The following is a 13,049-nucleotide window of genomic DNA, read 5'->3' as shown; positions in this document are numbered from 1 at the left end:
TGTAGCCGTTGCTTCTCGACGATCAGCTCCGCACACGTACCCTTTTCAGGCATGGACGACTTCACCTGGACCGCAGCCCACATCCGCCAGGCCGAAAAGGAGCTTCTGGAGCGCCAAACCGAGCCGGACCAGCTCATGCGCGCCGCGGCCGCCGCGGTGGCGCAGGCAGCCCGCGACATGCGCGAGGACAGCGCCAACCGCCCAGGCAAGGTCCTGGTTGTCGCTGGCCCGGGCGGTAACGGCGGCGACGGGCTCTACGCCGGTGCGGAGCTGGCGGAGCAGGGGGAAGAGGTCGAGGCGTACCTCACCGCGGCCACGGCCCACGAACCCGCGCTCGAGGCGTTCCGGCGCGCGGGCGGGCGGGTGCTCGACGGGTTGCCGGACAGCCCCTGGGAGTACGCCCTGGCCATCGACGCGATCACCGGCATCGGCGGTACCGCAGGCCTGCGCGACGAGCTCGCTGAAGTCGTGGAGCTGCTGGATTACCCGCTGCTGAAGGTGCTGTCCGTGGATGTGCCCTCCGGCGTGGCGGCGGACAGCGGCGACGGGGGAGCGCTCCACGTCACCGCCGATGCCACCGTCACTTTCGGCGGGTGGCGCCGGGCCCACGGCCTGCACCCCGCCTGCGGCACCCAGCTGCTCGCGGACATCGGGGTGGGGGAGCGGATGCTCTCGCAGGCCCTGGACCAGCTCGCAGAAGAGGCCCAGCTGGGGGAGACCCTCCTGCTCAACGCCACGCGAGCGTGCCCGCCGGGCGAGGAGTGGAGCGCACCGCTCGAGCACATGCGGCCAGCGCGCGTCTCTTCCGTGGAGCCGCACCCTGCAGACGACAAGTACAGCGGGGGAGTGGTGGGCATCCGCGCAGGCAGCGGGCACTACCCGGGCGCCGCGCTCCTGTCTGTGTCCGGCGCGCTGTACGCGACTCCGTCCATGGTGCGTTACGTGGGGCCGCAGGCCGCCGAGGTCGTGCGGGCGCACCCGGAGGTCGTGGCCACGCAGGAACTCGACGAGGCGGGGCGGGTGCAGGCGTGGGTATTCGGGCCCGGCGCGGGGACCGATGAAACTGCGGCGCGCGAACTGACCTGGGTGCTGCGCCAGGAGGTGCCGGTGCTTATCGACGCCGACGGCCTCACCCTCCTGTGCGACCACCCCGACCTGCTAGGACAGCTACACGACAGGGAGCACCCGACGGTGCTCACTCCGCACGACGGCGAATTCGCGCGCCTGCGCGACGCCGCACAGGTGCCGGCTTCCAACCGCCTGGAGGAGACGCTGCAGCTCGCCGCCGCTCTCGGTGCCACGGTCCTGCGCAAAGGCCGCTGCACCGTCATTGCCAGCCCACCGGATGCGGACACCGCGTACGCCGTCGACGCCGGCCACTCCTGGGCCGCCACCCCCGGTTCGGGCGACGTGCTCTCCGGTCTGGCGGGGGCGCGCATCGCCCTCGCCGCCGCGAGAACCGAGGACCCGGATTTTCTGGCCACGGAGGTCGCGGAGGCCGTCAACCACGCCGCCAACGTTCACGCCCTCGCTGCCGCACTGGCCGCCGACACCCCGTTCGGCCCCGCGCCGGCCCCGGCAAGCCGCATCGCCGACTTCATCCGCGAGGCCACAGCGGCCCTGACCGATGCGTGACGCCGTTGTCGTCGGCGCCGGCCAATCCGGCCTGGCCGTGTCCTACTACCTGCGCAAATACGGCGCAGACTTCGTCGTGCTCGACGCCTCCGACGCGCCGGGCGGCGCGTGGCCGCACTATTGGGACGCGCTGACGCTGTTTTCCCGTGCCGAGTTTTCCAACCTGCCCGGCTGGCCCATGCCCCACTTCGACGGCTACCCGCCGCGCGACCACGTCGTTGACTACCTCACCCGCTACGAGCAGCGCTACGACCTACCTATTCGCCGCGGCGAGCGCGTCACGCAGGTGCGTTACGACGGCTCCGCGTTCCACCTCAACGGCCTCACCGCCCGCAACGTGGTCATAGCCACGGGCATCTGGTCCGCGCCGTTCGTGCCGTTCGTGCCGGGGACGTTCACGGGTACGCAGCTGCATTCAGCGTCGTATCGCCGCCCCTCCGATTTTGCCGGCCAGCGCGTGGCCGTCGTCGGCGGGGGCAACTCTGGCGCTCAGATCGTCGCCGACTTGGGGCATGCCGGGGTGTCCGTGCAGTGGTTCACCCGCCGGCCACCGTCGTTCATGCCCGAGGATATCGACGGCGAGCAGCTTTTCCGCCGCAACCGCGAACGCTTCGTCGCCATCGCGCACGGTGAGGAAGACCCAGGTGGCGCGGACTTCCGCGGCGAGATCGTCCAGGTGCCAGAGGTCCGCCGCGCCAAAGACGCGGGCCTACTGGGCGCCACACCGATGCCCGCGTCTCTCGATCAGCTCACCGACTTCGATGCCATCATCTGGGCCACCGGCTTCCGGCCGGCCTTATCTCCCATCCGCAGCATCCCGCGCGACACGCCTGGGCTGTTCGTCATCGGCTTCGACAACATCAACGGCCCGGGCGCCGGCACCATCGGCGGAGTCAGCCCGTTCGCCCGCGACATCGCCCGGCAGATCACCGGGAGGCGCCAATAGTTGGTGCGCCCCTAGTTGTCCGCAATGCGGAGTTGCGGAGTCCGCAAGCGGTCGCCAGGGCCACCTTCGCACCGCCCGGCAAATCACCGGGCGACGCCAATAGTTGGTGTGCCCCCAGTTGTCCGCAATGCGGAGTATCAGAGTCCGCAAGCACCGATCCGCCAGGGCTTGCGCTGTCCCACCATGGGCCGTACTTTTGCCCGGTGCCAAACACCCAGCTAACCAGCCAGCCAACACAGTTCCCCGTTGTCCCGCTGGCGGCAATGAGTTTCGCCGCGTTCGTCTACGTCACGTTCGAGATGTTCGCGGTGGGCCTCATCTCGCCCATGGCGCAGGACCTGGGTGTCTCTGAGGGCCAGATCGGCCTGCTCATGAGCGTGTACGCAGGGTTAGTGGCGGTCGTGACCATTCCGCTGATGCACCTGACGCGCAACGTCAATAGGCGCTACCTGCTCATTGGCACTCTGCTGTTCTTGCTTGGTGGCATCGTGCTCCAGGCCACCGCGACGAGTTACGCCTCGCTGGTCGCGGGCCGTGTCACGGCAGCGTTTACGCACGGCCTCTTCTGGTCCCTGGTCAACCCGATGGCGGCCCGCATCGCGCCCGCCGGGCAGACCGGCAAGGCCGTCGCGGCTGTCTCGTTCGGCTCCACGCTGTCCATGGTGCTCGGCTCCCCGCTCACGACGGCGATGGGCGCGGCCATCGGCTGGCGCGCCGCCACCTGGGTGCTGGGCGTGGCCGTCCTCGCGGCACTGGTGCTGCTGGTAGCCACGCTGCCCAGCCTGCCCGCCATCGCACCCAACAGCGCGGCAAAGGCGCAGGCGACCAAGTCCGCGATCCCGTCGCTGGTGATTTACCTCATCTTCGCGGTCATGGCCATCTTCGCTACCTTCACCTACCTCGCGCTGCTGGTGGAGAACACGGCCGGCCACCAGTACGTGCCGTACGGCGTCGCGCTCTACGGCGTCGCCGGCCTGGTGGGGGTCACGCTGTCGGGCCGGCTTGTAGACGCCCGCATGATCCGCCTCAACGGCGCCGTCACCGCCACGCTGGTCATCTCCGGCATCGCGGGCCTACTCGCGCTGCACTACGCCTCGGGCGTGGGCATGTTCCTGGTCATTGCCGTCTTTGGCGCTGCGGCGGGCGCGCTTCCCACGGTGGCCACCACGATCTTCCTGTTCGCGGGCCAGCGCAACCAGGACCTGGCCAGCTCCGTCTACGTGGTCACGTTCCAGGTGGGCATAGCGTCCGGTTCCGCGCTTGGCGCCGCCACCGTGGACTTGGGCTTCCTCTCCGGCACACTGCTGTCCACCGTGGTGCTCGGCGCACTCGCGTTCGTTGTCATGGCCACCCGCTCGCGGTCCCTGCTGCGGTAACGCGCCGGCTCCACAAACCGCCCCGCCGCCTGCAGCGGCACGTAGCCACGCACGAACTCCGCGGTCGCGCCGGCCACGAACGTGCGCTGCCCCCACTCCGGCACACGGAAGATCCCGTGCGGCACGCGTACCAGGTCGCGCCCGCGCAGCATCGTCGCCCCCATCTCCTGCAGCGAGGTCACGATAAACCCGTCGCCCACCGCGTACGCGACAACGTTGCTGTCCAACGCCCGCAGCTTCTCGACGACGCTTCGCCCCGCCAGCCAATAGCCGTCGCCGGCCGTCAGGTCGTCGTCAAGCAACGGCGGGAGCGACGTGACCTGGGGGCCGCGACGCGAAAGCCCCGCCCTGCGCTCGATCTCCCTGGCTAACAGGGCGGCGTCGAGCGGGGCGGGGCCAGTGGCTGCGTAGAACGCTGCGTAGAACACAGGGGCCAGTCTAAGCGTTCACGCCGAGTTCGAAGACCTCGTCACGGGCCGTGATGAGCGAGCGGTCGTGGGTGACAAAGCCGCAGGCGATGCCCCGCTCCTCGGTGAGCTGGCGCAGCAGCTTCACAATCTCCTGGGAGCGGTCCGCGTCCAGGGAGGCCGTGGGTTCGTCCGCGAGCAGCAGGTCCGGCTCGCCCATGAGCGCGCGGGCGATGCCGACACGCTGGCGCTGGCCGCCGGAGAGCGCACCCATCCGGCGATCGCCGAGGCCGTCGAGGCCCACTGTGGCCAGCAGCTCCTCGGCTCTTTCCTTCCGAGGACGAAGTCCTCGGATGTGGTCGGTGACCAGCAACTGGTCGCGCACGTTGAGGGCGGCGATGAGGTTGGCTTGCTGGAAGATCATGCCGATCTTGTCGCGGCGCACGTCGTCGTCCACGTCCACGCCGTTGAGCTGCGCCGTGCCCGAATCCGGCGTGATCAGGCCGGCGGCCACGGACAGGAGGGTGGACTTGCCGGAGCCGGACTCGCCGACGATGAAGGTCATCTCGCCCGGCTTGGCGGTGAAGTCCAGGTGGTCGAGCACGGTGCGCTTTTCCTGGCCGTCCTGGAACGCCACGGTGATGTCTTTCAGTTCGAGCATTATGCGGCACCTCCAAGGGCCTGCTGCGGGTTGACCTTCACAATGGAGCGGGTGGCGATCAGCGCGCCGACCATGCCCAGCGCCCAGATGGCGACCGGGGGCACGATGGCCGTGACGGGGGAGAGGGCGAACGGTGCGGCGCCCTGCATCCACATGCCCAGCCCGTACGCTGCGACGCCGCCGATGAGCACGCCGACTGCCAGGAGTACGGCGGACTGGCCGAGCGCGTCCTTGAGCAGGTAGCCGTTGGATGCGCCGATGGCCTTCAAGATGGCCAGGTCGCGGGTGCGCTGCATCGTCCACACGGTGAGGAAGGCGATGATCACCAGCGCGGCGATGGCGTAGAGGAAGCCCTGGATGAGCTTTAACGAGCCCTGTTCCGAGGAGTAGGCGGGAAGCCCGTTGAAGGACTCTTTCAGGCTGACGCCGCCGCCGACCTCCTGGTCCGACTGGTCCGACAGCAGCACGGTGCCGTCGGCGTCGGTGCGCATGATCTGCTGCCAGAATTCCGTGGGCACCCACAGGACAGGCGAGTGGGAAAAGGCGAGGTCTTTGCCGATTGCGCCGACGGTGATGTCGTTGCCGGCGACGGTGACCGTATCGCCCTCGTTGACGTTCAGGCCCGGCGCGGCGACGGCCTCCGAGCCCAGGACCGCGCCACCCGGTAGCTCCGTACCTTCCGGCAGGGAGAGGATGGCCACCGCGGCGTCGTTGCCGTCCGCCTTAGTCATGAGCATCTGGCTCGTGCCCAGCGGCGTGAGGCCGTCGCGCGCCGTGACGCGGGAGGTGGTGAACGAGATGTCCTCCGGGTCCTGGAAGACCACGGACTGCGGGTCCAGCGCCTCCAACGCGGACGTGTTTTGCTTACCCAAGCCGGCGGTCAGGCCAGTCAGCACAACCACCAGCAGCGTGATGAGCGCAACGGTGCCGGCGATCAGCCCGAAGCGCCCCTTCGCTGACGTGATTTCTCTCATTCCTACGAACATGGCTTTCATCCTGCCGTTGACCTGCACCGGAACACATCGGGACAGCGGTTGAAATCCCGGTCAACCGATCGGTTGATCTACGCTCAGTCGCATGTTGTCCACCAACCGGATCCTGGAAATGCTGCGCGTGAGCCTGCATGTGCTTGTCGCCGTGCTCCTCGCCGTGGGGCTGGCCGGGCAGGTGCGAGACGGCGCCCCGCTGGCGGCCCTCCTCCTGGCCGCCTGTTTCGCCGCGGTCTACTTGGCCGGCACCGTGTGGCACAACCGCGGCAAGGCCTACCCGGCGTGGGCACCGTACGTGTGGCTCGCCGTTGTCGCCGTGTTGTGGGTGGGGTTGGCCGTGCTGTCCGAGGCGTTTGTCTGGCTCGAGTTCCCGCTGGTCATGCTGGCGTGCGTGATCCTGCCGGTGCGGTGGGAACTGCCCGTGACGGCTGCGTTGCTGGCTGTCACCCTGTCGGTCACCGCGCCGGGGGGCGGGCCCGGCGCGATCGTGGGCCCCACCATCGGCACGGTGTTGGCCGTGTTCATCGTCCACGCCTACCAGGCGCTGCGGGCCGAGGCGGACCACTACCGGCAGATGGCGGAGGACCTGCGTGCCGCCCAGCGCGAGGCCGCCCACGCCGAGCACGCCGCGGGCGTGGCGCAGGAGCGCGCCCGCCTGGCCCGGGAAGTCCACGACACGATGGCGCAGGGCTTGAGCTCCATCGTCCTGCTCGGCCGCGCGATGGACAAGCAGCTGGGCGAAGGCGACCCGGCGCGCGAGACCCTGGACGTCATCCGCGCTACCGCCTCCGACAACTTGGCGGAAGCGCGCCGCTTCGTCTCCGAGAACTCCGCCAACGCCGCCGAGGTGGAGGGGGCCAGACAGTCGACACCGAAGCGCCCGCCGTTGCCCGCACGGCTTGAGCGTCTGGCCCGCCAGGCCGAGGACCGGCAGCGCGCGCTGGGCGAGGCGCTGGAGGTGCGAGTGCACGCCGTGGACCTGCCGGAACCCGCCGCGTCGGTCGCGGAGCGCCTCGTGCGCGAGGGCCTGAGCAACATCGTGCGCCACGCCGGGGCGTCGTCGGCCGTGGTCACCGTGGATAGGCTTGGCGCGACCGCAACCATCGACGTCTTCGACAACGGCCGCGGCATCTCCGGCCCGGAGGGCTACGGGCTGAAAGGGTTGCGCGCCCGCGTGGAGGAGGTCGGCGGAGAGATGACGGTGGAGGGCAACGTCCTCGCCGCGACACTGCCCTTGGAGGGGAAATGACACTTCGCGTCATGCTTATCGACGACCATCCGGTCGTGCGCGCCGGCCTGCGTGCCGTACTCAATTCCTTCGACGGCGTCGAGGTCGTCGCCGAGGCCGCCGACGGGAACGCCGAGGTGCCGGACGGGGTTGACGTGGTGGTCTCCGACATCCAGATGCCCGGCGCGTCCGGCATCGACCTCACCCGCCGGCTCGTGGAGGCGAGCGGGCCGCCGGTGCTCATCCTGACCACCTACGACACCCAAGCGGACGTGGTGGCCGCCGTGGAGGCGGGCGCGATGGGCTACCTGCTCAAAGACGCCCCGGAGGACGAGCTGTACGACGCGGTCGTGCGCGCCTCACAGCGCACCCGCGTGCTCTCCCCGCAGGTGGCCAACGTCCTGGCGGACCGGCTGGTCAACCCGGCGGAGGCGCTCTCCGCGCGTGAGATCGAGCTCCTGCGGGCGCTGCAGACGGGCGCCTCCAACAGGGAGATCGCCGAGCAGCTGTTCATCTCGCAGGCGACGGTGAAAACCCACCTCATCCACATCTACGCCAAACTGGGCGTGGACAACCGCACCGCGGCCGTGGAAACGGCCCGTCAGCGCCGAATAATCTAAGCTGTGCGCCATGTCATTCATTGAGCTGAGCGTTGGTCCGTGGCGCGGGGTGGCGTTCCTGCAGGGCCAGGCGGACCCAGGCGACGCGCCGGCAGACTGCACGGCGCTCGCGTGGCGCCACGACGGCACTGCCCGCCTCGGCGGGGTGCTCGAGCAGGCGCAGGTGCAGGTGCTCGTGCGCGCCGACACTGTGTCCGCCGAGGACCAGCTGGCCCAGCCCGAGGCGTTTGGGCTGCGCAGCGTGACCACGGCATCCGCCGGTGAGGCCTACGTGTTTGCCGGGCGCATGTTCGGCCGCTCCGGCGATCTCGAAACTGCCGAGCCCTGCGTGGCCGCGCAGCTCACGTTGGCGCCGGAAACCGAGCTGGCCGTCGTGGTGGACGAGGATTTCGACTACGCCGTCGTCGTCGTCGACGGCGACCTCGCCGTCAACACCACCCCGGTCCCGGCCCGCTCCGTGGGTCTGATCGATGCCGGCCACCGCACCCTCGGGCTGACAAACCGCTCCGACAGCGCCGCCCACATGCTTCTCCTGGGCGGCCAGCGGGCATGACCGTCTCAGTGCTGATGATCGTGGAGGGCGCATCGCCCGAAATCTCCCGCTGCGTCAACGTCGAGGAGACGATGACGCTGGGCGAGCTCGCCCAGATCATCGACGCCTCGCTCGGCTTCACCGGCGCGGCCACCCACCTTTACGTGGGCCACGAAGGAGCTCAGCGCTGCGTGTACGCCGAGGTCCCGGGCGCGGGCGAGCACCACGAGGATGAGCTCACCGTCGCTGAGATGCCGCCGCTGACGTACGTGTACGACCCAGCGGCGAACTGGAACGTCCACGTAGAGGTCCTCGGCCCCTCCAGCATCGAGGGCCCGACGCCGATGCTTGTCGACGCCGCCGGGCCCGACGTGGTGGAAGCCTGCAGCGGGCCAGAGCTGATGACCACGTTCCGCAACCAGGCCCGCCTCCTCGCCGCCGGCATCGAGCCCGACCTGGAGACCATCACCCTGATGTTTTCCTACCTGCCCGTCATGCCGCCGGAACGGATGCTGGACCGGATGACGCAGGCCGACCCGGTTGCGGTGTCCACCCGCATCGGCAACGTGGCCGAGGAGATGTTCTTCGACGAGGTCGCCGCCGCCGACGCGCAGGACGACGGCCCCGGCCTCGCCCAGCACTTCGACGACTTTTTGCAGTCCCGCCCCGACCTGCTCCAGATCATCGACATGGACCCGCACCCGGAGCGCAACCCCGCCATGATCAACGCGGTGACCGAGTTCTTCGGCGAGATGTTGGAGGGCCCGCGCGACCCCGCCGGCGTCGTCGCCGAGCTCATGGGCATTTTCTCCGCCGGCGTGCCCTACGACAACGGCGAGGTGCCCCCAGCCGTCGCCGGCGCGCTCCGTGGCGTGGTCCAGCTGCCATTTCCCCTCACCGTGGCCGACCTCCTCCTCGACGCAGGCCTGCTGAGCCTGCGCGGCGGCCAGCTCACCCCCACCGAGGCTGGCCTCGCGTTTCTCAACCACCCGGACCCGATTCCGGCCGCCGCCGACCACCTCCGCCGCGGCTTTGAAGGCCTGATGGGCGAAAGCACGTGGCGCTGGATCGTGGAATCGCTCGTGAGCGGCCAGCCCACCGATGCGGAAACGGGGGACTGGCTGCCCTGGCTGGAGGCCTTCGGCATCGCGCGCGAGACCGCGCCCGGGCAGGTTGTCTGCACCGACCAGGGCCTTACCTTGCTCCAGCTGCACCACGCCCACTACACCGGCGGCAACTAGCGCAGGCTTACCCCACCACCAGGTACAACCCCAGCCCGCCGATCCCCAGCATCATCGCGGTAAGCACGAACACCGCGGCCGTGTTGGGCTGGCTGCGCTCATTGGCCAGCGCGTCCGCCTCGAAGCGGTAGGTCCGCCGGTGCAGCGCAACGATGACCAGGCCGCCCGTGGCCAGCACCGCCGCAGCCACCACGATCAGCGCGGGGTACGCGCCTGCCCAGCGCAGCAGCGCCGCCGCGCACACCAGCATGGCCAGGGCCGTGCGCGTCCAGCTCATCGCGGTGCGCTCCGGCTGCAGACCGGGGTCGGCGACCGGGATCATCGAAGCACGCTCACCGCCACCACGAGGGCCGCAAGGAACACGGCGAGGCACAGTACCGGGATGATGGCCGGGGCGGGCAGCGGCTCGTCGTGACGCAGCGCCCGCTCGACGCGCACCCACCGCACCGCCGCGCCGCCGGAAATGGTCATGGCAATGAGGATGAGCACCGCCGCGGACGCCTTGCGCACCCCCGGCTCGATGCTTGGTAGCTCGAACGCCTCGAGCGCAATGCCGCCCGCCAAAAACGCGAGCGCGGTGCGCGTCCACGCGAGGAAGGTGCGCTCATTGGCCAGCGTGAACCGCGGATCGGGCTCCCTACCGGCGGGGAACACCCGCCTAGTCAACCATCCGCGCTCGCTCATGCGCTCAACCCTAGCGCCGCGTACACGGCGAGGCTGAGTGCGCCCACCGCGGCGATGCACCACAGCACCACCGAGCGCGTGCCTCTCGACGCCCCTGCGGCCACCACCGCACCCAGCCACGCACCCGCAACATTGCAGATCACGTCGTCGGCGTCGCTGTAGCCCCACGAGAAGACGTACTGGGCGGTCTCGATGCCGAGGCTGCACACCAAGCCGATCAGCGTCGCCCGCGCCACCGAGCCCCGGTACGCGACGAAGCCGACCGGCACAAACAGCGCGATGTTGCCGAACAGGTTCAACCACGGGCCCCACCACACGCGCGCGTACTCGAAGGTCTCCAGCGGGTTCAGGCGAATTTGGCTGACCTGGTGCGACTCCGCCGACCACAACCCCGGGATGGACACGAACGCCTTGCCCACCGTGAACGAGAGCACGACCAGCGCGGTCACCACCGCCGCGGTCTTTTCCTGCAATTCGCTCGATTTTCTCACCCGCCCAACCGTAACCCCGGCCTATGCTGGCCACCATGAGCAGCAGCTTGATTGTTACTGAGAGTGGTCCGGAGGTCGTCGATACGCAGGAGGCGTACGCAGGCGACGGCGACACCCTGATCCACGTGAGCCACTCGTCTGTGAACTACAAGGACGCGATGGCGCTGTCCGGCAACCGCGGGATCTTGCGCAATCTGCCCATGGTCCCGGGCATCGACGTCGTCGGCACCCTCGACGACGGCACGCTGGTCACCGTCAACGGTCGCGGCCTCGGCGAGCGCCGGCACGGCGGGTACACGCCGCAGGTGCGCGTCGACGCCCACGACGTCGCCCGCGTCCCGGCCCGCTTCAGCGCCTTCGAGGCGGCCGCAATCGGCACCGCGGGCTACACCGCCGCGCTATCGGTGGCGGGCTTGGAGCGCGTGGCGCTGTCGCCTCTCGACGGCCCCGTGCTGGTCACCGGCGCCACCGGGGGAGTGGGGTCCATCGCAGTGCAGCTCCTGTCCGCCCGAGGCCACGAGGTGTGGGCCATGACCGGCCGCGTCGCCGAGCACGAGGCGTGGCTGAAGGAGCTCGGCGCCGCCGAGGTTGTGGACCGTGCCGACTTCTCCGAGCCCGGCAAGCCGCTGCAGAAGGCGCGACTGGCGGGCGTGGTGGACACGGTTGGCTCCACCATGCTGGCGAACGCGCTTTCCCAGCTCACCTGGGGCGGCGTGGCCACCGCGTGCGGCATGGCCGCCGGCAACGACCTGCCCGCGAGCGTGCTGCCGTTCATCCTGCGCGGGGTGCAGCTGGTGGGCATCAATTCCGTGGACGCGCCCAACGATGTACGCGACGCGGCGTGGAAGGTGCTGGACGAGTCCCTCGACACAAACGCCATCCGCACCGAGGAAGTCGGTCTGGATGGCGTGGTGGAAGTTGCGCGTCGGCTGTTGGACGGTCGGGGCAGCGGACGCACCGTCGTTACGCTGTAGCGACCGCATCCTTGGGCACGGGGCCGCCGGAGATCTGGCGGTACGCGTGCGCCGAGGCGAGCATGGTGCCGGGCAGCGTGACAATCAGGCCGATGCCCAGTAGCGCCGCACCGACGATGTTGATCAGGGCCAGGAGCACGACGAAGCCCAGGATGCGCAGGTAATTCGACGCCCCAGCCTTGAAGCCCGCGCCCATGGCGTGGCCGAACGAGCCGTTGTTGTCCGCCGCGTACCACAGCTGGAACATGAGAAACGGCGCCACCAGCAGCGCGATCAGGAACGAGATACCGAGCGCGCCGAGCACCGGGCGCACGAAGGCCCACATCTCCCCCGCGCTGACGTTTTCCGTGGAGTCCGGCAGCGTCGACGGGTCAGTGGTGGACAGGGCACCGAACGCGAGAACCATGATGAGGAGGCTGAGCGCGATGGTTCCGAGGACGCCCAACAGAGCCGCGACCCCAACGGTCTTGCCGAAGGCCGGCGCCTTAGCGTCGTTGTACGTCAGTCGCTGCGCCAACGTCTGCTGCAGTGCCACACCCGCCATCCACGGGGCGAGCAGGATCGAGCCGGCCGCCGCAATGACCGCGCCGAACCCGGGCAGGAACTGGCCCGCCAACACCACCAGCGTGGAGGCGATACCCAGCGGGATCCACAGCTTGGCGTTGCTGAACGTCGCCTTCAGGCCCCAGCCGATGGCCTCCAACACGTTGAGCTTGCCGTCGCCCTTCACGTGGAACCAGCCGTTGGACGCCGGATCATTGATCGGGTGCGGCGAGACGCCGTCGCCGGGGACGTTGTCCGTGAGCTGCTCGCCGTGGAAGCGCAGCGCGGTCGCGCCGGCCATCGACGCCGCCGTGTTCACGTCGAAGGCGGCGTAGTTCTCGCCGTAATTGCCGGGCCCGTTTTCGGGGTGGCTGCCATCCGGGTGCTCCGGGTACGGCTCGTACCCGCCGCCGTTGTAAGGGGTGGACATGCGCTCATCCTTCGTGATCGTCGGTGTCGTTCACACGGGATGGTATCAGTCACTCCCGTCACAGGCCTGGGCGTCACGACGCTTCGCGGATTTGTTCACCGTGCGGTGAACAAACCCGCTCTAGGAATCTGGCCACCTGGGGAAAGTGAACAATTCCACCGCCAACGCTTTGTGTCAAGTGGTTGTGAACGGGTTTGGGTGTTAGATCGTGATGGGTTGTGGGGGTGGGGCGGTTTGGGTGGTGGTGCGGATGATGCTGACTTCTGCTGGAAGGCTTGTGCCGGCTTTGGTG

General features: G+C 69.3%; 14 protein-coding genes. 8 read left to right on the top strand and 6 right to left on the bottom strand.

The features are described 5' to 3' along the window. Positions 1–51: 51 nt before the first annotated feature. The 3 genes from HF989_RS09250 to HF989_RS09240 all read left to right on the top strand — a co-directional run bounded on the left by HF989_RS09250 (position 52) and on the right by HF989_RS09240 (position 3,957). Complete coding sequence (locus HF989_RS09250; protein ID WP_168685906.1) at positions 52–1,635, top strand: bifunctional ADP-dependent NAD(P)H-hydrate dehydratase/NAD(P)H-hydrate epimerase; 1,584 nt, start codon at positions 52–54, stop codon at positions 1,633–1,635. Beyond that, positions 1,628–2,581, top strand: coding sequence for an NAD(P)-binding domain-containing protein (locus HF989_RS09245; RefSeq protein WP_168685904.1), 954 nt, complete (start codon positions 1,628–1,630; stop codon positions 2,579–2,581). The genes HF989_RS09250 and HF989_RS09245 overlap by 8 nt, the downstream gene beginning before the upstream one ends. Positions 2,582–2,844: 263 nt before the next feature. Next, positions 2,845–3,957, top strand: a complete 1,113-nt coding sequence (locus tag HF989_RS09240) for an MFS transporter (protein ID WP_168685974.1) — start codon at positions 2,845–2,847, stop codon at positions 3,955–3,957. Positions 3,958–4,395: 438 nt separating this feature from the next. Here the strand turns inward: HF989_RS09240 and HF989_RS09235 are convergent, their stop codons facing one another. Together HF989_RS09235 and HF989_RS09230 are read right to left on the bottom strand one after the other, a co-directional pair. After that, positions 4,396–5,025 (bottom strand): ABC transporter ATP-binding protein, encoded by a 630-nt coding sequence (locus HF989_RS09235; protein WP_168685902.1) that lies wholly within the window; start codon positions 5,023–5,025, stop codon positions 4,396–4,398. Then, on the bottom strand, positions 5,025–6,011 hold the full coding sequence (locus HF989_RS09230) for an ABC transporter permease (protein WP_168685900.1): 987 nt from the start codon (positions 6,009–6,011) through the stop codon (positions 5,025–5,027). The genes HF989_RS09235 and HF989_RS09230 overlap by 1 nt, the downstream gene beginning before the upstream one ends. Positions 6,012–6,102: 91 nt before the next feature. On the opposite strand from HF989_RS09230, the gene HF989_RS09225 reads away from it, so the two are divergent. Genes HF989_RS09225 through HF989_RS09210 form a run of 4 tightly spaced genes read left to right on the top strand, consistent with a single transcriptional unit; the run spans position 6,103 to position 9,635 of the window. Continuing rightward, the gene (locus HF989_RS09225; protein ID WP_168685898.1) at positions 6,103–7,263 is read left to right on the top strand and encodes a sensor histidine kinase; all 1,161 of its coding nucleotides are present in this window, start codon (positions 6,103–6,105) and stop codon (positions 7,261–7,263) included. Further along, positions 7,260–7,862 carry a response regulator gene (locus HF989_RS09220; protein WP_168685896.1) on the top strand — a complete coding sequence of 201 codons (603 nt, stop codon included), beginning with the start codon at positions 7,260–7,262 and terminating at the stop codon, positions 7,860–7,862. Before HF989_RS09225 ends, HF989_RS09220 begins: the two co-directional genes overlap by 4 nt. Positions 7,863–7,872: 10 nt before the next feature. Continuing rightward, the gene (locus HF989_RS09215; protein ID WP_168685894.1) at positions 7,873–8,415 is read left to right on the top strand and encodes a pirin-like C-terminal cupin domain-containing protein; all 543 of its coding nucleotides are present in this window, start codon (positions 7,873–7,875) and stop codon (positions 8,413–8,415) included. Beyond that, positions 8,412–9,635: a plasmid pRiA4b ORF-3 family protein gene (locus tag HF989_RS09210; RefSeq protein ID WP_168685892.1), complete on the top strand. Its 1,224-nt coding sequence runs from the start codon at positions 8,412–8,414 to the stop codon at positions 9,633–9,635. The genes HF989_RS09215 and HF989_RS09210 overlap by 4 nt, the downstream gene beginning before the upstream one ends. A 7-nt stretch (positions 9,636–9,642) precedes the next feature. Here HF989_RS09210 and HF989_RS09205 read toward each other — a convergent pair whose 3' ends face one another. Genes HF989_RS09205 through HF989_RS09195 form a run of 3 tightly spaced genes read right to left on the bottom strand, consistent with a single transcriptional unit; the run spans position 9,643 to position 10,810 of the window. Then, positions 9,643–9,957: a DUF202 domain-containing protein gene (locus HF989_RS09205; protein WP_168685890.1), complete on the bottom strand. Its 315-nt coding sequence runs from the start codon at positions 9,955–9,957 to the stop codon at positions 9,643–9,645. Continuing rightward, positions 9,954–10,319, bottom strand: coding sequence for a YidH family protein (locus HF989_RS09200; protein WP_168685888.1), 366 nt, complete (start codon positions 10,317–10,319; stop codon positions 9,954–9,956). The genes HF989_RS09205 and HF989_RS09200 overlap by 4 nt, the downstream gene beginning before the upstream one ends. Beyond that, complete coding sequence (locus HF989_RS09195; RefSeq protein WP_168685886.1) at positions 10,316–10,810, bottom strand: VanZ family protein; 495 nt, start codon at positions 10,808–10,810, stop codon at positions 10,316–10,318. The genes HF989_RS09200 and HF989_RS09195 overlap by 4 nt, the downstream gene beginning before the upstream one ends. Positions 10,811–10,833: 23 nt before the next feature. Here HF989_RS09195 and HF989_RS09190 point away from each other — a divergent pair, with 23 nt between their 5' ends. Then, complete coding sequence (locus HF989_RS09190; protein WP_425483000.1) at positions 10,834–11,784, top strand: acrylyl-CoA reductase family protein; 951 nt, start codon at positions 10,834–10,836, stop codon at positions 11,782–11,784. Here the strand turns inward: HF989_RS09190 and HF989_RS09185 are convergent. Then, positions 11,774–12,757 carry a DUF2189 domain-containing protein gene (locus tag HF989_RS09185; RefSeq protein ID WP_168685882.1) on the bottom strand — a complete coding sequence of 328 codons (984 nt, stop codon included), beginning with the start codon at positions 12,755–12,757 and terminating at the stop codon, positions 11,774–11,776. The genes HF989_RS09190 and HF989_RS09185 overlap by 11 nt on opposite strands. Positions 12,758–13,049: the final 292 nt, after the last annotated feature.

Source organism: Corynebacterium mucifaciens (assembly GCF_012396315.1).
Taxonomy (GTDB): domain Bacteria; phylum Actinomycetota; class Actinomycetes; order Mycobacteriales; family Mycobacteriaceae; genus Corynebacterium; species Corynebacterium mucifaciens.
This window is presented reverse-complemented; position numbering and strand designations above follow the sequence as displayed.